The sequence below is a fragment of the Dyadobacter sp. LHD-138 genome (genome assembly GCF_030929615.1).
In the GTDB taxonomy this organism is placed as follows: Bacteria; Bacteroidota; Bacteroidia; order Cytophagales; family Spirosomataceae; genus Dyadobacter.
Genome location: NZ_JAVFVU010000038.1, coordinates 52,227 through 73,456, shown reverse-complemented (window position 1 = coordinate 73,456; position 21,230 = coordinate 52,227). Strand labels below are relative to the sequence as shown.

Annotated in this window: 16 protein-coding genes; 11 read left to right on the top strand and 5 right to left on the bottom strand. The window is 44.0% G+C overall.

Going from position 1 to position 21,230, the window contains the following annotated elements:
* Positions 1 to 546 precede the first annotated feature (546 nt).
* A complete protein-coding gene (locus RB622_RS24345; RefSeq protein ID WP_308049343.1) occupies positions 547 to 2,241 on the top strand; it encodes a BspA family leucine-rich repeat surface protein in 1,695 nt (564 codons plus the stop codon).
* A gap of 2 nt (positions 2,242 to 2,243) precedes the next feature.
* Here the strand turns inward: RB622_RS24345 and RB622_RS24340 are convergent, their stop codons facing one another.
* From RB622_RS24340 to RB622_RS24330, 3 genes are all read right to left on the bottom strand, one after another.
* Positions 2,244 to 4,616 (bottom strand): ABC transporter permease, encoded by a 2,373-nt coding sequence (locus tag RB622_RS24340; RefSeq protein WP_308049342.1) that lies wholly within the window; start codon positions 4,614 to 4,616, stop codon positions 2,244 to 2,246.
* A gap of 170 nt (positions 4,617 to 4,786) precedes the next feature.
* A complete protein-coding gene (locus tag RB622_RS24335) occupies positions 4,787 to 5,743 on the bottom strand; it encodes an EamA family transporter (RefSeq protein WP_308049341.1) in 957 nt (318 codons plus the stop codon).
* 2 nt (positions 5,744 to 5,745) lie between these two features.
* Entirely contained in the window at positions 5,746 to 6,225 is a 480-nt protein-coding gene (locus RB622_RS24330) for an Lrp/AsnC family transcriptional regulator (protein ID WP_308049340.1), read from the bottom strand.
* Between the two features lie 227 nt (positions 6,226 to 6,452).
* Between RB622_RS24330 and RB622_RS24325 the strand changes: the two genes are divergently transcribed.
* From RB622_RS24325 to RB622_RS24300, 6 genes are all read left to right on the top strand, one after another.
* On the top strand, positions 6,453 to 7,613 hold the full coding sequence (locus tag RB622_RS24325; protein ID WP_308049339.1) for a putative sensor domain DACNV-containing protein: 1,161 nt from the start codon (positions 6,453 to 6,455) through the stop codon (positions 7,611 to 7,613).
* A gap of 247 nt (positions 7,614 to 7,860) precedes the next feature.
* Positions 7,861 to 8,424, top strand: coding sequence for a sigma-70 family RNA polymerase sigma factor (locus tag RB622_RS24320; RefSeq protein WP_308049338.1), 564 nt, complete (start codon positions 7,861 to 7,863; stop codon positions 8,422 to 8,424).
* Positions 8,425 to 8,438: 14 nt separating this feature from the next.
* Positions 8,439 to 8,771, top strand: a complete 333-nt coding sequence (locus RB622_RS24315; protein ID WP_308049337.1) for a hypothetical protein — start codon at positions 8,439 to 8,441, stop codon at positions 8,769 to 8,771.
* 92 nt (positions 8,772 to 8,863) lie between these two features.
* A complete protein-coding gene (locus RB622_RS24310; protein ID WP_308049336.1) occupies positions 8,864 to 9,190 on the top strand; it encodes a hypothetical protein in 327 nt (108 codons plus the stop codon).
* Between the two features lie 22 nt (positions 9,191 to 9,212).
* Complete coding sequence (locus tag RB622_RS24305) at positions 9,213 to 9,422, top strand: hypothetical protein (RefSeq protein WP_308049334.1); 210 nt, start codon at positions 9,213 to 9,215, stop codon at positions 9,420 to 9,422.
* 348 nt (positions 9,423 to 9,770) lie between these two features.
* On the top strand, positions 9,771 to 14,039 hold the full coding sequence (locus tag RB622_RS24300) for a PAS domain S-box protein (protein ID WP_308049333.1): 4,269 nt from the start codon (positions 9,771 to 9,773) through the stop codon (positions 14,037 to 14,039).
* 19 nt (positions 14,040 to 14,058) lie between these two features.
* Here the strand turns inward: RB622_RS24300 and RB622_RS24295 are convergent, their stop codons facing one another.
* Complete coding sequence (locus RB622_RS24295) at positions 14,059 to 14,943, bottom strand: AraC family transcriptional regulator (RefSeq protein ID WP_308049332.1); 885 nt, start codon at positions 14,941 to 14,943, stop codon at positions 14,059 to 14,061.
* A gap of 311 nt (positions 14,944 to 15,254) precedes the next feature.
* Between RB622_RS24295 and RB622_RS24290 the strand changes: the two genes are divergently transcribed.
* From RB622_RS24290 to RB622_RS24275, 4 genes are all read left to right on the top strand, one after another.
* On the top strand, positions 15,255 to 16,433 hold the full coding sequence (locus tag RB622_RS24290; protein ID WP_308049331.1) for a glycosidase: 1,179 nt from the start codon (positions 15,255 to 15,257) through the stop codon (positions 16,431 to 16,433).
* 39 nt (positions 16,434 to 16,472) lie between these two features.
* A complete protein-coding gene (locus RB622_RS24285; protein ID WP_409021882.1) occupies positions 16,473 to 17,582 on the top strand; it encodes a glycoside hydrolase family 26 protein in 1,110 nt (369 codons plus the stop codon).
* A 192-nt stretch (positions 17,583 to 17,774) separates the two neighbouring features.
* The gene (locus RB622_RS24280; RefSeq protein ID WP_308049330.1) at positions 17,775 to 18,779 is read left to right on the top strand and encodes a GTP-binding protein; all 1,005 of its coding nucleotides are present in this window, start codon (positions 17,775 to 17,777) and stop codon (positions 18,777 to 18,779) included.
* 178 nt (positions 18,780 to 18,957) lie between these two features.
* A complete protein-coding gene (locus RB622_RS24275; protein ID WP_308049329.1) occupies positions 18,958 to 20,904 on the top strand; it encodes a CocE/NonD family hydrolase in 1,947 nt (648 codons plus the stop codon).
* Positions 20,905 to 20,944: 40 nt separating this feature from the next.
* Here RB622_RS24275 and RB622_RS24270 read toward each other — a convergent pair whose 3' ends face one another.
* Entirely contained in the window at positions 20,945 to 21,217 is a 273-nt protein-coding gene (locus tag RB622_RS24270) for a hypothetical protein (protein WP_308049328.1), read from the bottom strand.
* Positions 21,218 to 21,230 lie beyond the last annotated feature (13 nt).

Below are 21,230 nucleotides of genomic sequence, written 5' to 3'. Positions count from 1 at the left end.
AGTCCCGACTAGCAGGACTACACAGGATGTAGCGATTTAAAAACCGCCACTCCTTCATAGTCCAAATTTATTAAAAAAATTCTATTTCAAATCTTGCTTTTCACGACAGTACCAGCGGTAGCAATGATATTGAAATTGTAAAATATCGTTCCTGCGGAACGGCTGGTGTTGGATGCAGCTAGTCGTAGTACACGGATCACCCGAGTCTGTATGTCATGCGGTCTTTATCTTTTCAAATAGCTCGTTACAAACCCGGAAACAGCTCGTTCGCCACTGTATCGTGTGTCAAAACCCTTCAATATAGAGCAATGTCCGGAAATTGATAGTTTTTGTCTAAAAATTGACAGTGAAAAAGAAGCTTTTCAGCCACATTTGCCTTCGTAACCGTCTTTACACTTCGCGATGAGATCAAGGCGCCTTAGCATCTATCACCGATGTCACTATATAACAACAAATACCTATTAATCACAATCTCAGCTCATGCATAAACTTACAATTTTCACCCTTTTTTGTTTAATAACTGCACTAAATACCAGGGCGCAGTACATGACCATCTGGAAAACAAATAATGCCGGTACCAGTGCCAATAATAGGATTACTATTCCTGCGACCGGAACCAACTATACCATTGATTGGGAGGAAGTAGGCAATGCTGCCAACAATGGGACGACCACCGGTTCGGGCAGTTACACACTAGCATTTCCGTCAGTTGGTACGTATCAGGTTAGCATAACGAAGGGCGCTGGAAGCTTTGACGGGATAGCTTTTAATAATGGGGGAGACAGACGCAAGCTTTTGAAAATAACGAAGTGGGGAGATACCCGATGGCAAACCATGGAAGGGGCTTACGATGGCTGTTCAAACCTAACCATTACCGCAACGGATGTCCCCGATTTACAGGATGTGACTTCTATGGCTTACATGTTTTATAATTGTGCTGCCCTAACGACCGTACCGGCAATGAATACCTGGGATGTTAGCAATGTTACCAATATGAGTGCCATGTTTTCGGGTGCAAGCGCTTTTAATCAATCCATTGGAACCTGGAATGTTAGTAACGTCACGAATATGTTTCAAATGTTTGGGGCAGCCCGCACTTTTAATCAACCCCTCAAAGACTGGAATGTTAGTAATGTCACTGATATGAGTCAAATGTTTCTCGGAGCAAGCGTTTTTAACCAGGAAATTGCAACCTGGGATGTCGGTAACGTCACAAGTATGGCTGAAATGTTTAATGATGCCAGCGTTTTTAATCAACCCCTTGGGATATGGGATGTTAGCAAGGTCACAGATATGATGGGGATGTTTTATATTGCCAGCGCTTTTAATCGACCCATTGAAACATGGGACGTTAGTCAAGTCACAAGTATGGTCGGAATGTTTTATGAGGCCACAGCTTTTAATCAACCTATTGGAAACTGGGATGTTAGCAAGGTTACAGATATGAATGTGATGTTTTACGGCGCCAGTGCATTTAATCAACCTTTAGGTGCATGGAATTTGACTAACGTAACGGAGATGATCATGATGCTTAACAGCTCCGCCGTAGACTGTAAAAATCTATCGCTCACTTTACAGGGGTGGGCTGGTAATGTTCTTACACCCAGCAATATCACACTGGGTGCTTCCGGTCGAGACTACGGGAATCAGGCGGCTGCCGCTTTGGCCACATTGAGAAATACCAAAAATTGGACCATATCCATTGGTCAGGAAACCGTCTGTGCGGCTCTGGATGTAACGCTGATCAGTTTCGATGCCGCTCATAAATCAGGAAAAGTAAATCTCAAATGGACAACTGCTGCTGAAACGGACAACGATTATTTCGAGGTGCAACGATCTACGGACGCCCGCCAGTGGATGGCTCTGGCAAGGGTTAAAGGTGGCGGGACTGTAACCTCCGTTCAAAACTATACAGGAACGGATCTCAGCCCGTTGCCGGGTATTTCATATTACAGGCTTAAAATCGTGGATTTAGCCGGGAAGGCTGATTATTCCCGGATCCGGCCTGTCAATATCGTCAGTACGCAGTCGGACTACATTTATCCCAATCCTGCAACTTCCTCGGTAACGCTTTTCGGCATGTCATCCGGGGTTTTGACAATGTACAATGTACTGGGCCAGAAAGTGAAGCAGGCAGAAGTCAAATCTGAAAAAGTAGAAATCTCCGTCAGTGAATTACCTGTCGGCACGTATACCATCAAAATGGACAGTGGCTGGAGTACGCGATTTATTAAAAACTAACCTCATTCTCCTCTCAAAATCTTCGCCGGATTAATATACACGGCTCTGAGAGTTTGAGAAACCGTGACAGCCAGCGCAACAATCAGGACGATGGCATAACCAGTCAGGAGGTTGGAAACACCCAGATCGACATGTGCAGCAAACCGTGTTTTAAGCAGGCTGCCGCAAAGCCATCCGAGCGGAATGCCAAATATCCCTGAAATCAGTAAGAGTTTTATAAATGGTGTTGTGACGGAGGTCAGGATTTGTTTATTATCGGCACCAAATGTTTTTCTGATGCTAATGGGAACCGAATTGGACTGGACGGCATAGTTGGTCATCCCGAGAATGCCAAGGCAGGTAATCAGCATCACGATGCTGCACAAAATGCCGAATGGCAAACTGAATGCAGCTTCACCAGTTTCTGATTTGGAAATCATTCTGTCTTTGTATGAATAAATTTCCGGTATAAAATCCGGATAGTTACTCTGCCACAGTTTTTTAGCACTGGAAAGAATATGCGGATCCGACCCGGAAATCCCTTTGATTGTAATAAATCGGGCTTTCTGATTCTTGAAACGAAAAACAGTTGGTGCGATTTCCGGAGCATGAAATGATTCGTCGGCCAGAATTCCAATAATCTGCACATGGATCGTATCCAGTGAAACGCTCTGTCCGATCAACCGGTCCTGTGGAAACGAACCTTTGTTCAGAAGCCGGGCGGCCGACGCATTCAAAAGTATATACTGCTCTATCTCCGGGTTGCTGGTATCCGGAAAATTGCTTCCGGCGGCGAGTTTTAGATTAAATATATCCAGGAAGTTATGGTCAATAAAAGCGGAATGAACAACGGTTTCTGTTTCCGGTTTAGTTATTTTTAAGGTACATTTTTCAACCGGATTGTTAACGGGTAAAAAATCAGAACAGGATATTTTTGAAACCGCACTCAGCTGCGCTATTTGGGATTTGAGTAATGCTTCCGGTTTAGTTTTTAAATCAATGACGGTAATATTTTTCGGTAATTTTCTGACCAGCGCCTCGTGGCTGCTGTTAACCGTGTCTTTGAGTATCAGAAAGAAAATCATCAGCATAATGGTCACTGAAAACTGGACGACACTTATCGCACGGTACAAATTAATTCTTCTGGAAAATCTGAGGTTTTTCAAATTTTTCAAAACATCCACCGGCTTGAATTTTGATAAGAAAAAGGCGGGGATGATACCTGCGATCAGACCGGTGAGCAGGGTGTAGCCAAGGAGCATTGGAATGAAATAAATGTCGGGCGTAATATTTATTTCCCTGCCAATGCTTATCCCGCCAGACTGGCGAAGTCCGAAAACAACCAGGTAGGCGATGAGCAGGGCAAAAAGTGAGAGGAGAACCGATTCAACAATAAACTGAAAAAAGATCTGTTTTTGAAGCGCACCGTTGGTTTTGCGTATACCAACTTCCTTGGCACGTGAGAGAATTCGGGCCATGGATAAGGCCGTATAATTAAATGCAGCCAGCAGGGTTAATGCCAAAGCAAGAAAAATCCAGGTCATAGCGGCCTGCTGGTGCATGCCCGCATGCAGGTCATTTTTAATCGCCGGGTTCCAGGGGGTTATTGCTTCTATATTTTGAGCCGAAAAAGTATACTTTTCTATCTTGGTTTTGTTGATTTCGCTGGAAATCCGTTGAAGCGCAGTGTTAAATCTTTGTGCATCATCGGCAGAACTTGTTCGGGCGTAAATGGCGGAGGTTTTATATGTCGCCCACTTATTGCTTTGAACCGGGATCAGGTTTTTCTTTTCCAATGCGGTCGCTGCTTTCAACGAAAACAGCACATCGATGGGCAAATGTGTTTTTAGTACAGGTTTTTCAATAACCCCACCCACCTGGAAACTTCCCCAGCCGTCAAATTTCACCGAACGGCCAAGTGCATTTTGGGTGCCAAATAATCTTTCAGCTGTTACCGCGCTGATTAATACCGAATTGGGCTCGCCGAGGGCTTTTCGCGCATCGCCGCTGATCAGTTTAAATCCAAAGAGGTTGAAAAATGAGGGTTCCGAAAATGTCACGCTTACTGGGATCGGACCTGATCCGGCACTGATGTCGATATTTCCGCCATGCCTGACGATCGTGGAGCTCTCAATGTAACTTAACTTTTGGATAGGGCTGACAAGTGGTTCGGGAGCGGTAGCCCAAAGTGTATTGTCTTTGTGGAGTTGTGTCAGGATCCGGAAAGTTTTGTTGATCTGAGGATGAAAATGATCGGTTTCCCAGTTGCTCTTGACCATCGCAAACAAGAGTACCCCAACCACCATACTGATGGAAAGCCCGATTATATTGGTGATTGTCGATATTTTATTTCTGATTAGTGAACGGAACGCAACTTTGATATAATTCTGTATCATGGCGATTGTGGTAGGGTACCTGAAATAACACTATTGTTTTACAATATAGAAATTTAAGTTATATGTAGTTTATTGATATATAAATTAAATTTACCAAACAATAAAAAACGCAAAGCCGGCAAATTTTACATTGCGAGCTTTGCGTTTATACTTTTGTGCAAAATCTGAGTTTAAGCCCCGGCAGTTCTTAATGGTTTGGCCGCTTTTCTGTATTTATCCAGATTGATCAACACCACACTGCCCAGAATGATAACCAGTCCGATGATCTGAATGGAAGAAACACTTTCTTTGGCAAAAAAGATTCCAAGTAAAACCGCGACCACAGGATTCACGTACGCGTAGGTGCTAACTTTGGTGGAAGGCTGCACTTTGAGCAGCCAGACATAAGCGCTGTAAGCGGCGATCGAACCAAAAAAGATCAGATAAATGACAGAAAACCAGGCGTCATTACTGATGTTATTCCATTGCATGGCAGAAAATTCGCCGCGGATAAGACTTCCCGGAATGAAAGCAAAACCCGCTATTAGCATCTGCCAGGCCGTGCTGACCGTCGCGGAACCGCCTGTTGGTTTGTATTTTGAATATAAAGAACCGCCAGCCCAGGAGATGGTGCCCAGGACGAGCATCGATAATCCGAGTAGTTCCGAGCCGCTCTGGATGGAAGAGAAAGCGCCCATGACGTGCTCGCTGAATAGCAATATCACACCGACAAAACCAATCAGAAGTCCGGTGATCGTGGATCTATTATTGAGGTTTTCACCCCATTTGGGTTTGTCCAAAAGTATAAACCAGATCGGGGAAGACGAGATCATGATCGCAACCATGGCGCTGGGCAAGGTTTGCTCCACCCATATCACGACGCCATTTCCAACGAAAAGTAAAAGTACACCGGTTAATGCGGAGGTTTTGATGGTTGGCCAATCAAATATCTTTTCACCCTTCATGACGCACCAGGTCATCATGATCAAGCCCGCTGCGATAAAGCGAAACAGGCCCAATAAAAACGGTGGGAAGCCAGCCAATGCTTTTTGAATGAAAAAATAGGTTGATCCCCATACGATGTACACCGTCGCGAACGCCAGAACCACCATCAGGGTAGAGGCACTTTTGTTTTGGTTAGATTCCATGATTACAGTTTTTCCGGTATTACCAATTGTTGTTGTTCTTTCACAGTTTCCAGAACGATGGTGGTTCTGGTGGACAGGATGTTCGGGATTTTGCTGAATGAATTCCGCATCAGGTCCATTAAAGACGCCGAGTCGGAAGTCCTGACTTTGATCAGGTAACAATCTTCGCCGGCAATGTGGTGTACTTCCTGTACTTCCGGGATTTTTGCCAGTTCCACAGCCGCGTTGTTGCTTCCAAGCCCGTCTGCCGCTTTCATTGAAATAAAGGCAAGCAGTTTTTGTTGCAACGCAGCCGGATTAAGCCGGGTGGTGTATTGAAGGATTACGCTTTTCTGTTCGAGCTTTTTTACGCGCTCCAATACAGCCGATGGAGCCATTTCAAGCTCGCGAGCCAAATCTGCATTCGAAATACGTGCATTTTCTTGCATCAGCCTCAGGATGCTCAAATCCACTTTGTCCAGTATTATCTCTGATCCGTTCATTGTTCTGTAAAGTTATTTAAATTCAGAATTATATTCAAAATATTATTCGGTAAAATTTATAATGTTCGATTTTTGGCTGAATTTAACCTTGACGTTATATTTTCCGCCCCTGGAATTTTCTTTGTCGTAGCTTCGTTTAAATCTTAGTTCATAACAGGTTTCTATTTACAGATTTGTCCAGTTGTTTCATGGCCGGTATATTAAATGAAGAATTGAAAATGAGTAGCATGATTTCTACATCAACCACGTATCAGGCTGCACAGTCGGTAGCAAAAACGGTAGAGAAGTATTTTCTTTACCATCATGAGACCGCAAAACAACATTCCATAGATGATTTCGCCCGGCGTGAATTCGCTCCGAGGCCTGATGCCCAGGTTATTGAAGCAATAATTGATACAACTTTTTGGGCGAGTCTGCGCCGTGAAGAAGGGCATTCGCCTTCTGTTTCACTGGCTTTTTTACCGCCCGAACGCTCAGGGCAACCATTGATTTTTGAACAAAGGCTGGCTTTTACACCGGCAATACTAACCAAGCTGGCGCCTGCGGTGGAGCGCTCGGGCATTCACCTGGGTATATGGATTGAAAACGATGAATTGTACATATGGGGAACGACGCGGATTATTCCAAACCTCTGTTTTGTGCTGGAAGTCATCGAGCCGGGCATGCTGGTGATCAAACACCGGCGGATTGATGGTTTCGGGAAGTTTGTCAATGTGGCCGTACTGAAAGGTGATCAGATAAAAATTGTGGATGATATTAGCGGTAAAATTCCGGATTGTCCCAATCTGGTCACTTCGCTGATCGGATTTAATTCGTCGTCGCTTTGGAATGATTCGCTGAATGTGATGGTACAGCTTGCCGTTTCCATGCGCGATCATAAGCGGGGAGGGACCTTGCTGGTGGTGCCTTCGGGGAAAGAAACCTGGCGGGATTCCATTATTCATCCAATATCCTATTCGGTGACACCCACTTATTCTGAGCTTGCGGACTTGTACAGCAAGCATGAAAAAGAGTCGGAACATCCTGTTTGGTTGAATAAAATTACCAATGCCGTCAACCACATTGCAGGCCTGACGGCCGTTGACGGCGCCACGATTATCAACGACCGCTTTGAGCTTATGGCTTTTGGTGTGAAAATTGGCCGCTCAGGTTTTTCGTCAAGGGTTGACAAAATCATGATGACCGAACCGATTGTAGGCAACGTGGCATCGGTCGTGCATCCTGTTCAGAATGGCGGAACCAGACATCTGTCGGCTGCCCAGTTTGTTTATGATCAGCGCGATAGCCTTGCGCTGGTAGCCTCTCAGGATGGCAGGTTTACGATATTTTCATGGTCTCCATGCGATAATATCGTGCAGTCACACCGTGTGGATGCGCTACTTTTTTAAACGAAAGGCTTTTATTGTTTGAAACCCGTCGGATGGCTTTTCGCCATCCGACGGGTAAAAAAACGCCGTAAACGAAGACATTCCTAAGAATAAACCACACCTCACAATCTCCCGGCAGCTCACACTGTATTATTTCGTATAGCAACGATCGTGCAGGATTCCGGATTCACAGGTTATTATTTTAAAATAAATTCCCCCAATTTTAAAGTAATCTTTAAAATCATCCGTCTTCCTGAAAAATTGGGAAATGCTTAGCCAGGGAATGACAACAGATACGGGAAATACTATTGCCGATACGATCAAGGAATACGGAAAACGTCTCTTTGGTTTTATTCGTAATAAGGTCCGTTCTGAGGAGGATGCCGAGGATATTTTGCAGGATGTGTGGTATCAGTTAAGCAATGTGATCAATATTGATGAAATCGATCAGATGAGCGGCTGGCTGCATCAGGTGGCCAGAAACAAAATCATTGATAAATACCGAAAAAAGACGCCAGAATTGCTCGAAGACTTCAACTATGAAGACGACGATGACGGTTTTAATTTTAGCGAAATATTACTGGCTGATAACTATACGCCTGAAACTGAGTATATCCGGGAGGCTTTCTGGAAAGAATTGTTTTTAGCACTGGAAGAATTGCCAGAAAATCAACGACAGGTATTTGTTTTGAATGAGCTGGAAGACTTTACTTTGCAGGATATTGCGACGCGTACCAACGAAAATCTGAAAACGATTATTTCGAGAAAAGGGTATGCGGTGAAACATTTGCGTAAGCGGATGAAACGTTTGTATGACGAATTTTTTAATTAAAGAAATATAAAGATATGTATAACGGTCCTGATGATTTTCGAAGAAAAAAGGCCAAACTTTTTCTACTGATTCCCTGTCTCCTGTTGCTGGTAAGCGGCTTGGTTATGTTTTTATGGAACGCTATTCTGCCGTCGCTGTTCGGGCTGAAATACATCACGTACTGGCAGGCGGCGGGGTTATTGCTTTTATGTAAAATACTTTTTGGAGGCTTTGCCTTTGGTAGAAAACATGGTGGCCCTCCGGGTATGGGTTTCCGGGAAAGATGGAACAAGAGCACGGAGGAAAAGGAAAAGATAAGGGAAGAATGGAGGAGCCGATGCCGCCAGAGAAAATCAGACGAAGAATAAATTTTTAGAATAAATTTTCGAAAAAAGCACGTCTGATTTAAAGTAAATATTTAGGCTGTTCGTCATCCATAATATAAACAAAATGACAGACCATGAACATCTTAAAGACCGTAATAGTGGGCGCACTGATCGGAGCATCGCTATTTTTTATCCCATTTTTTGTACTTCGCATCTTTGCTTTCTTTTTAATAATCGGCGGGTTGCTCCGGCTCTTCGGAGCAGGCAGATTCGGACGTTACAGAAGAGGTTTCGGCCCGGGATTTAATCCCGCCTTTACAGACAATATCAGAAACATGAGTGAGGAAGAATACAGCCAGTTCAAGCAGAGATTTGAAGGTGGTTGTGGTTATCGCAACACTGCGGGTTATGGCGGACCGGGATGGGGAGCTCGTAATTGGGGACCGCAGGAAAAACAATAAATTCATCAATAGAAATAGCGTCATGAAGAGAGGAAACAGATTTTTAATAGGCCTGGCGGCTGCTGCAATTACCTTTGGCAGTTTATACACTTTTGCTCCGGCAAAAATGGGCGCAGGCAGCAGGCATTGCTTTGGGCACAATCGTCATGCTTTTAACAGGGGAGATCATGATCGCCACTTGCAGAGCGAGGCGAAACCCGAGGATCCGGAAAAACCGGTGCAGTCGAAATAATTCATTTTTTGTATTTAATATTTAAAGGCAATCCGAAAATGGATTGCTTTTTTTTATACATTTCCAAACGTGAGATTGCAGTCGGCTTGATTGTCTGTAAATGGTAATTTTTTATACTATATGCAGGAAGAAGTAAGAATTAAATAGTGGTTTTCGCAATATTATGGCGACTTTTGGATAAGTTAAAATGTATTTAAATGCTGTATTTGAGTTATTGATGCATCTTTACAGAAGTATTTTCCTAAAACAATAAATACGTAGCTGAGTGAGTAATTAAGTTAAATGTTGGAGACGGATAAGCGGCAGAGGAACAGATAGAAAAAGGTAATCAGAAAGAGGAGCTTAACGATGGAGTACTTAAAAAGAGAACTTTATACTTTAATTGGCAAAAGTGAGGAGGCATTTGACTTTATTCAGGAATTTGGACTGGACGGGTTCTGGTATTGGGATTTGGAAAAACCGGAAAATCAATGGGCTAATCCCAGGTTATGGAGTACTTTGGGGTACAGTCCTGAACCCATGTCTTTATTTAAGAATGATCTGCAAACAATTGTTTATCAGGAAGATATTGATGGTTTGATTGAAAAGGCGCTTCGTCATTTTGCAGTTTTTGAAAGCCGGATCGAGATGAGGATACGTTTTGTGCATAAGTCCCAATACACGCTATGGACGCATTGTACCATCAAATGTATCCGGGATGAATCGGGGAAACCCGCCAGACTTTTGTGTGGTGTGGTACTGGCCACCAGTGACAACGAAGAAGATGAAAGTTTAAGTGAGGAATCCCGGTTTTATCAGTCGGTGCTGAATAACCAATCCATTTACATCACCAGAATAAATTGGGAGGGGAACTATACGTACGTAAACGAGTATTTTTGCAAAGCCTTCGGTCATAAAAAGGAGCAGATTATCGGGACAAATTCCCTTGAGACGGTCGTGGAGGAAGATCATCAAAAATGTTTTGAGGCCGGTCGGCTGTGTTTTGAAAGACCCGGAGAGCCACATAAAATTATCCTGCACAAATACACCTCAGATGGAAAAATAAAGGCCAGTGAATGGGAGTTCACTGGAATCGTCGATGACAACGGTCAGGTGAGTGAGATATTGAGCGTTGGGTTTGATGTAACGAGAAAAGTCAGAATGGAAAGAGATTTTTCAGCCCTTGTTTCCAACATGACGGACGTACTTTTTATTATCAACCCGGAAGGTTTATTTACCTATGTCTCGCCAAGCTGGACTAAATTGTATGGGTACGAGATATCGGAGACGATCGGGCGGATATTTACAGAATTTGTTCATCCCGATGATATTGTCCGTTGTTTTGAAGCGTTACGCGGAACGATTGAAAATAGCACGCCAATGCCTCCTGTTGAACACCGGATCCGACATAAAAATGGAAGTTGGTTCTGGAGTAATACGAGAGCCAGCATAGACCCGGGCAACGGTGAGATTATGCTGACCAGTCATGATATTACACAAAGAAAACATGACGAAGAAAAGCTGAAAGAGCTTGCGCTGGTCGCCGCAAAAACGACGGATATGATCATAATTTCTGATGAAAAGGGAATCATAACCTGGGTAAATGAAGCATTTGAAAGGCGAACGGAATATACGCTTGAAGAGGTAATAGGTAAAAAGCCGTCAGAACTGGTCCAGGGCGCGGAGACCGATTTGGAAACCCGGCGCAGACTGCGTGAAAGTCTGAACGCGCAGCGGTCTGTGAGTGAAGTGGTCCTGAATTATAGCAAATCAGGAAAAAAATACTGGATCGATTTAAATATCAATCCGGTCATTGACGAGTATGGGCGCTGTACGAATTTTATCGCCGTCATGCGTGATATCTCGGTGTTTAAGGAGGCGCATGAAGAATTAAGGGCGACAAAAGAACTGCTCGAACAAACCAGCAAAGTGGCCAGGATAGGCGGGTGGGAATATGATATTGAGACTCGATATCTGAGTTGGTCCGCCCTCACGAGGGAAATTCACGGCGTTCCGCCCGACTTTGTTGTTACCGTTGAAAACGTACTGCCCTTTTATTCGAAGGAGCCTGATAAAAGTATGATAGCAACGGCCTTTCGCGCCTGCGTAGATTCCGGGCAGCCTATTAATCTGGATCTTCAGTTGGTCATGCATTCGGGGGCCGAAGTTTGGATCCGGGTTATTGGAAAAGCCGACATCGTTGAGGGAAAGACAAAAAGGATTTTCGGTACCATGCAGGATATTGATGAGCTGAAAAAAGCGGAAGCGCTAAGTCAGAAGAATATCGAACTGTTAAGGAAATTATCCGAGCAGGTTCCCGGGGCACTGTATTTGTTTCAGATGTTCGACGATGGCTCCGTCTGTTTTCCCTATGTGTCCAAGGATCTGGCGGGAACATTTCAGTTTTTTAATGACAAAAGCAATCTGGATGTTAATACATTGACGCATAATGTGCATCCGGAAGACGCAAGCGGTTTTGTCAATTCAGTTATCCGCTCCCGGAATACGCTGGAAAAGTGGGACCATGATTACCGTGTTGTCAGTCCGGAGGGTGTGATCACCTGGCTAAGGGGTGAGTCTGTACCTGAGAGGCTGGAAGACAGTGTATTGTGGTATGGTTATTTGCAGGATATTACAACACGAAAGCAAACGGAAGAAGAAATTTTACAGTCTGAGGCCAAATACCGCACGCTTTACAATTCAACGAGCGATGCGGTCATGCTGCTGAATGAAGTGGGATTTTTTGACTGCAATGCCGCAACGCTGAAAATGTATGAAATTGACAGTTTTGAGGAGTTTTATAAAATGAAACCCGGGGATCTGGCTCCTGATTATCAGCCTGATGGTCGCCACTCTACGACCTTGGTGCAGGAATACATTTTGCGTGCATTTGCTAACGGAAGCTATCGGTTCGAATGGGAAAATAAACGGATTAAGTCGGGCGGGACGTTCTCTGTTGAAATATTGCTCAATGCGATCGAGCTGAACGGCGCACGCATTATTCAGGTTGTGGTCCGTGATATTACCGAGCGAAAACTGGCGGAACAGGAGATTCTGAATGCACGTCAACAAGCCGAAGCGGCAAGTAAATCCAAGTCTGAATTTCTGACGAATATGAGCCATGAAATCCGGACGCCCCTGAATGGCGTGATCGGATTTACAGACATGCTGATGAAAACCAGTCTGGATGAAACCCAGCATCAGTATTTGTCAATGGTTTTTCAATCGGCCAACGCACTGCTGGATATCATCAATGATATTCTGGATTTCTCAAAAATTGAAGCCGGGAAACTCGAACTGTCTTTTGAAAAAACGGATCTGCTTGAGATCTGCGGACAGGTCTCGGATATGGTTACTTATCAGGCGCATCAAAAAGGCGTGGAAGTCCTGCTGAATATATCCAATGAGGTGCCGCGTTTTATAGCGGTCGATCCCGTGAGACTTCGGCAGATATTGATAAATTTGCTGGGTAATGCAGTGAAATTTACTGAGAAAGGTGAAATCGAGTTGAAAGTGGAAGTCCTGGGAGAAACACCGGATATTGACACATCTTTACGCTTTTCTGTCCGGGATACCGGAATCGGGATTAATGCTAAAAACCTGAAAAAAATCTTTGAAGCATTTTCTCAGGAAGACGCTTCGACAACGAAGCGGTTCGGTGGAACCGGCCTCGGATTGCCAATTTCGAATAAGTTACTGGCTTTGATGGGTAGTGAGCTGCAACTGGAGAGCGCGCCTGACCAGGGCAGTATTTTCTTTTTTGACGTAACCTTTAAAATATATCAAAATACTTTGCCGGATTGGTCGAACATTGAATCTGTTCGTAATGTCCTGATTGTAGAGGATAATGTTTCGAATAGCCGGATCCTGAAAAATATACTAGCCAACCGATGGATTGATTCGGAAATTGTACACGACGGCCAGGCGGCAATCGATAAATTAAAATCAGGGAAGCCGTTTGATGTAGTACTGATCGACTATCATATACCTGAGATGGATGGTATAGCCATTAGCAGAGAAATCCGAAAGCTACGGGGAGCCTCCGAACCTCAGCAGTGCATTATCCTTTTGTATGGTGCTTCTGATGACGAGCATGTTAATATTTTGGGAAAAGAACTGAACATCGTACACCAGCTGGTGAAGCCGGTAAAAATACAGCAACTTTTTAACGCATTAGTAAGATTGGATAATCACGAAAGCACGGAATTGTCACAGGTAACCAAAACGAGGGCTGTTGAAAGTCCGGAGTTGGATAAAGGAGAAATAACGGTTCTTATCGCCGAGGATAACAGGATCAATATGATTCTGGTAAAAACCTTTTTGAAAAAGATCCTTACAAATGTCAGGCTTGTTGAGGCTGCCAATGGCAACGAGGCCGTTAATCTGTATAAAGAAGAGCAGCCTGACCTGATTTTGATGGATGTTCAAATGCCGGAAATGAATGGTTATGAGGCATCCTCAGAGATTAGAAAGCATGAAACGGGCAGGCGAATCCCGATCCTGGCCTTGACGGCTGGAACCCTGAAAGGTGAAAAGGAACGCTGCATCGAAGCTGGTATGGACGACTATCTGACAAAACCGATTTTAAAGGAAACACTTCAGGCTGCCCTGGACAGGTGGTTGGTTAAAGCGGATTAGTTTTAAAAGGACATGCGTTTTAAACGAATGTCCTTGTTCCTGCGTAGTTCTCCCTGAATTCTTTGGGTGTACAGCCGTTTTTATTTTTAAATATCCGGTTGAAATAAGACAGGTTATTGAAGCCGCATTTATAGGCGATTTCAGAAATGGTGTTGGTTGTATCGATCAATGACCTCGACGTATGCCCCAGTCTTATCTCGTTCAGGCTTTCAATAAAGGTTTTGCCCGTTCTTTTTTTGATAAAACGGCTGAACGAAACCTCCGTCATACCCGCTAGTTTCGCAACACCTTCCAAAGTGATTTCCTTGTCGTAATTGTCACGCATATAAGCGAATACCTTCTCGATCCGCCGGCTGTTAAAATTAATATTTTCGTCGGTGAAAGTGCTGTTGGAAAGCACACGCATATTTCTGGAAATGGAAAGGTCGTGCAAAATAGACATCAGTTCCAGAATAGAATCAAAGCCGCTTTTCTGATTTAAGGATATTAACCGGGGCATAATTCGCTCAATGGTATCTTTTGAAAACGAGATTCCCCGTACCGATTTGTCCAAAAGAGACCGGATAAAAAAGAGCTGGTTTCTGCGGAGAAATTTATCGTCAAACAGGTCGCGGTGGAATTGCAGCGTTATTTCTTGGATTTCCGGCATGCCTTCTTCCCATTTGTACTGGTGTGTAAACCAGCCGTGGGGAAGATTGTTGCCCACCAAAACAAGCTCGGCGTCCTCAATAACCTCGGTGTGGTCGCCAATGATCCGTTTGATTCCCTTGCCACCCATAATCAGGTTCAATTCCAGTTCGTTGTGGTTGTGGAGGGGAAAGTCAAATATTTTTTTCTTGCGGGTGAATACCGTAAAGCAATCGTACTGTGTCAGGGGTGTTATTTCCCGGTAAACTTCAATCATATCGAAAGGTGTAAAGTATAAGAGTGGGTCAAATATATGTATTTGCTATGATAAATAGTATTAGAATTCTAAAAGACGATATCTATTTTAATATTACTATTATTTATTCAATTATCTTAATTTATCCGCGATTGTATAATTTTTGTACTTGTATTTTTCGATTTTTAGTCATTGTGTCAATGCTGGTGGTTTTTATTGTTGTAATGATTGCTAAAATAGTACTATATGATAGGTAGATATTGTGTATAATTTTATGGAATAATTATTGGACACGAACAATACCGTCACCCCTCGATAAATAAGATATTAGTATGTCAGTTTTTACAAAACGCCTGACGCAATTATATCAGCAGCACCGCGAGTTACTGGGAACCAAAAATCAGCTGATATGGCCTGGCAATGGAATTTATGATCGGTACCTCAATCCGGTACTAACGGCGGCCCATGTTCCTGTTTTTTGGGAATATGATCTGGACCCGGGTGCCAATCCGTTTTTGATGAAACGATTTGGAATTAACGCGGTGTTTAATGCTGGCGCAATCAAATGGAATGGTAAATATTTGCTGATAACCAGGGTTGAAGGTGCCGACAGGAAATCATTTTTTGCAGTGGCCGAGAGCCCGAATGGTGTGGATCATTTCGAATTCTGGGATTATCCAGTTGTGATGCCGGAAACAGCAGAACCGGATGGCAATGTGTATGACATGCGTCTGACACGGCATGAAGACGGGTTTATTTACGGTTTGTTCTGTACGGAACGCAAAGACCCGAATGCCCGGCCCGGAGACGAGTCGTCAGCGATTGCCCAATGCGGCATCGCCCGTACCACCGATTTGAAAACCTGGGTTCGTCTGGCTGACCTGATTTCTCCTTCTCCCCAGCAGCGCAATGTAGTCCTGCACCCGGAGTTTATCAATGGAAAATATGCCTTTTACACGCGTCCGCAAGATGGATTTATTGATGCAGGTACCAGTGGCGGTATTGGTCTGGGTTTTGCCGATACCATGGAAAATGCAGTCATTGAAAAAGAGATACAGGTGGATGCAAAAGCTTATCACACCATTTATGAAGCGAAAAACGGGCAGGGGCCGACGCCGATTAAAACCGAAAAGGGGTGGCTGCATCTGGCCCACGGCGTCAGAAATACGGCTGCCGGGCTTCGTTATGTATTGTACATGTTTATGACCGATCTCCATGATTTGAGTAGAGTTACGCACAAGCCCGGCGGATATTTCCTGGCGCCGGAAGGAGAGGAAAGGGTGGGAGACGTGTCCAATGTCGTCTTTTCCAATGGCTGGATTTTGGATGAGAACGGAACCGTCTTTATTTATTATGCATCCGCCGACACGCGTTTGCATGTGGCAACGTCAACGGTGGAAAAGCTGGTCGATTATGTGACGAATACCCCCGCAGATGGTTTTGGTGCTGCCCGGTCGGTCAAAACGCTGATTAAGCTGATTGACAAAAATCTTTCTTTATCCGGCAAGTAGGATATTTTTCGGTTTTATTGTTTTTTACAAGTTTAATTTATGATCAAATCCCTTATTTTGACAGCCTCGGCTATGTTTTTAAGTCAGTTAGGTTTTTCCCAGATCGATCCAAAGGCCACCAGAGAGACCAAGGCATTGTATCGTAACCTGGGCGAATTATCCAAAACCAATATCCTTTTTGGACATCAGCATGCGACCGAATATGGTCATGGCTGGGCGGGAGATGCAGACCGATCGGATGTGAAATCGGTAAGCGGGTCGCATCCGGCGGTTATCGGTGTGGATTTAAGCGGGCTTTCCGGAAGGCCTGCGGAAGATATTCAAAAAACGAGTGAAGCACTTCGGCAGCATGTTGTCGATACTTATAACCGCGGCGGGATTACCACTGTTGCCTGGCATTTTTCAAATCCGGCTTCCGGTGGCGGGTTTTACTGGAAAGATTCTGTTTCGGTGCCCGCCATCGCGCTAATCAAACCGGGTGGGTCACATCATGAAAAGTATAAGGAAATTTTAAAAACCGTTGCGGATTTTGCAAAATCGGCCAGGGGTAAAGACGGAACCCTGGCACCAATGCTGTTTCGTCCTTATCATGAATTCGACGGTGACTGGTTCTGGTGGGGAAAGGGGCACTGCTCACGTGAGGACTTTATCGCGGTTTGGCAGTTCACCGTTACTTATTTGCGGGATACGCTTGGCGCGCACAATTTTATCTATGTTTTCTCTCCCGACTGCAAGTTTAACACGGAGCAGGAATTTCTTGAAAGATATCCCGGTGATCAGTATGTGGACATGGTGGGGATGGATAACTATGCCGACTTTGGCCGGGGAGGCAAATACAATCTGCAGGCGGGTGTCAGGAAGCTGAAGATTGTTTCTGACTATGCCAAAAAGGCGGGCAAGCTTGCGGCATTTACGGAAACAGGACTTGAATCAATTCCGGATAAAAACTGGTGGACAGAATCCCTTTTGAAATCATTGAAAGCGGAAAAAGTGAACCTGGCCTATGTGCTGGTTTGGCGGAATGATACACAAAGTCCGACGCATTATTACGCACCGTTTCCGGGCCAGGTAAGTGTTCCCGATTTTATAAATTTCTTCAACGATCCCTACACTTTGTTCGAAAAGGATTTGAAAAATGTGTATCGTTAAGGAACGTTTGTATAGAATTCTGTGTAGGCATACATACGTTTGAAGTCACTTATGATGTTATGATTTTAGCATCATAGGTGACTTTTTCGATTCATATTTTTTCTGCAATGTATGGGACGGATGAGCCAAGCCTGAATGGAATGGTCAGTCAAAAAATGTAAATTGCAGCATTGATGCAAAAGTATAAGATTTATGGAATCCAGGTCACCAATTAATGTATATCTAATTACCGGGTTTTTAGGCGCTGGTAAAACCACTTTGCTTAACCATCTGCTTAAAAATATGGCAGATAGCAGAAATGTGGTGATTGAAAATGAGTTCGGGAAAGCGTCTATCGACGGAAGTTTGATTGCCCGGCAATTCAGTGATTTGTATGAGCTCAACAATGGCTGTATTTGCTGCTCGCTCGATGAAGAATTGTATGATGTGCTAACGATTTTGGCGCAAAGTGAAGAGCGGCCAGATAATCTTTTTATCGAAACCACGGGTGTTGCCGACGCCGGAACAGTTGCCGAAATTTTCAAAAGAGAAGATGTTGGCAAGGTTTTCAAGTTGCGGAAAGTGTTATGCGTCACGGATGCTGAAACGGTTGAAGACTATATTTCGGAAACGGAGGAAACAATCCGGCAGATCGTGATTTCAGATTTGATCATTATCAATAAAACTGGTTTTGTAACGCCGGATTATGTCGCAAAACTGGAAAACATCATTTCTTCGCTGAATCCTTTTGCGGAAATTATTCTATCCGCGGATGGCAAAATTTCTCTGGACGTTTTGGAAGGAGAAAGAAAGGAAGAAACGGGTACGATGCCGGAGATAAACCAAAATTTTACCCATACCAATGTCCATACAATCAAAACGGTAACTTATAAAACCGAAAATGTGTTTTACCGGGATTATCTGATGCACACGCTGAATGTCTCGCTGATGCTGCATTACAAGCAGATTTACCGCATCAAAGGATTTGTGAAATTTGAGGGAAGTGATGAAAGGGTTTTGGTGCAGTCGACCGGCAAGCGGCTGACTTTTGAAAATTACGGAACCTGGGATGATTCCGACCCGGTTTCAGAACTGGTATTTATTGGCGTAGGTTTGGAAATGGCCACAATCCAAAGGCTGTTGAGGCCCGCGATCAAAAAAACGGCCAATGACAAACTAAAGTCGATGCGGCTGGCTATTTCAAAAGGAACAATATGAGTTTTTTTTGCCACGAATACACAAATTTTCAGGAATCACTTTGCGGTAATTATTGAAAAGCGATCTCAGGATTGTAGCGGTGTGTATTTGTGGCAGATTTTTATAATTTCAAATTTCTTTTTTCAAAACAGTGATATTCATTAAATTGGCTTTTGAGAACTCACAAAGCTATTTAATTTTGAAAACAATCACCTTTTCGCAACACGTGCCGGACTTGAAACACCGCATCATTTTTATTATTTTTCAGTTCATATTTCTTCTCATTTTCCTTTCTGCCCCACGGACTTTGTTTGCACAAATTGGCAAACCAAATGTGGACTCTGTGTACATCCGGGAGCATTATACGAAAATTGAGCGTATGATCCCGATGCGGGACGGTATCAAATTATTTACGTCGATTTACGTTCCCAAGGATATCTCGCCTTCAAAAAAATATCCGATTTTACTCAATCGAACGCCTTATAGTTCAGTACCTTATGGAGAAAATCTGTTTAAAACATCCCTGGGGCCGTCGATGAGCTTTGCAAGAGACGGATATATTGTTGTTTATCAGGATGTTCGGGGTAAATATATGTCGGAAGGGGATTTTGAGGCTTACCGTCCTTTTATTCCCAATAAAAAAAGCAATAATGACATCGACGAAAGCGCTGATACTTTTGATACGATCGACTGGCTGATTAAAAATATCACCGATAATAATGGAAAAGTGGGGAGCTGGGGAATTTCCGCTCCGGGTTATTATGCTACCATGAGTGCCGTGGATGCGCATCCTGCCTTGAAAGTGGCATCACCACAGGCACCCGTCACCGACTGGTATATGGGTGACGACCGTCATCACAACGGCGCTTTTTTCCTGATGGGTACTTTTGCTTTCATTTCGTCTTATGGGGCTCCGCGCCCGGTTCCTTCGCCAAAAGGCGCGCCTGGTTTCTCGGCCTATGGAACGCCGGATTCTTATGAATTTTACAAAAATCTTGGTCCGCTAAAAAATGTAAATGAGAAAATTTTCAAGAATCAAAACCGTATCTGGAACCAGTTGATGGAGCATGAAGTGTACGATGAATTCTGGCAGTCACGTACCCCGGTTCCACATCTGAAAAACATCAAACCGGCGGTTATGGTCGTGGGTGGATGGTTTGATCAGGAGGATTTGTACGGACCTTTGAAAACCTATGCGGGTATTGAAAACAATAAACCAAAATCTCCGAATTTGCTTGTGATGGGGCCGTGGATACATGGCGGTTGGTCGCGTGGGACGGGCGAATCGCTGGGGAATATTCGTTTTGGGGCTAAAACAAGTGCTTTTTACCAAACAGAGATCGAGCTTCCTTATTTTAACCATTTTCTGAAAGACCAGCAGGATCCTGCGCTGCCGAAGGCTTATATATTTGAAACGGGTTCTAACGAATGGAAGAAATATGATCAGTGGCCTCCGAAGAATACGGTTGAAAAGAAATTGTATCTGCATCCGAACGGGAAGTTATCCTTTGAACCGACGGTCCGTAAATCTGCTCCGACGTTTGATGAATACATAAGTGATCCTGCGAAACCGGTACCTTATACTTCCGAAATACGGATTATCCGGGGCAGCGACTATATGTACGAAGACCAGCGTTTTGCTTCCACCAGGCCCGACGTCCTGGTTTATGAGTCGGATGTTTTGAAGGAGGACGTGGCGATTTCCGGAAATGTTTTTGCCAATCTTTTTGTGTCAACAACAGGAACTGACGCAGATTTTGTCGTTAAACTGATCGATGTTTATCCAGGTGATGCGCCGAATGACAGTCCTGTTAATCCCAACATGAAAATGGGCGGTTTTCAGCTTTTGATCAGGGGAGAGGTGATGCGCGCCAAATTTCGGAAGAGTTTTTCAAAGCCGGAAGCGATGGTGCCGGGCAAGGTGGAACACGTGAAATTCGATATGCAGGATGCTGCGCATTGTTTTAAGAAGGGACATAAAATAATGATACAGGTGCAAAGTTCCTGGTTTCCTTTGGTGGACCGCAACCCGCAGAAATTTGTCAATATTTACAAGGCAACCGAAGCTGATTTCCAATCGGCGAAGCATAGAATTTATACGTCCGGAGCAAACGCATCATACGTAGGCGTTCGGGTTATTGAATAGGCTGACGTGGCGGTTGGGAATATCTCAGGCCGGGATATTTTCAATCGTCCTTGTTAAGCTTATGCAGTTTGTCGATCAAACGGATCAGATCTTCTTCTGCCTCACTCAATTCTTTAAGTTCACCTTTTTCGATCACGTGGCCAGCCGGGTCGTAAAGATTTTTGTGTTCTTTATGGATATCGGGGTTTTGCCGGTTATCAGGTGAAAATTCCGTTTTTATAGCCATGTTGGTCCGCTCAAATTCTATCTGTTGTCTTTTGGCCATAATTTTCTCTTCAAGCTCCTTCCTTTCCCGCTCTTTTAAATCTTCCATTTTCTCGTTGTTT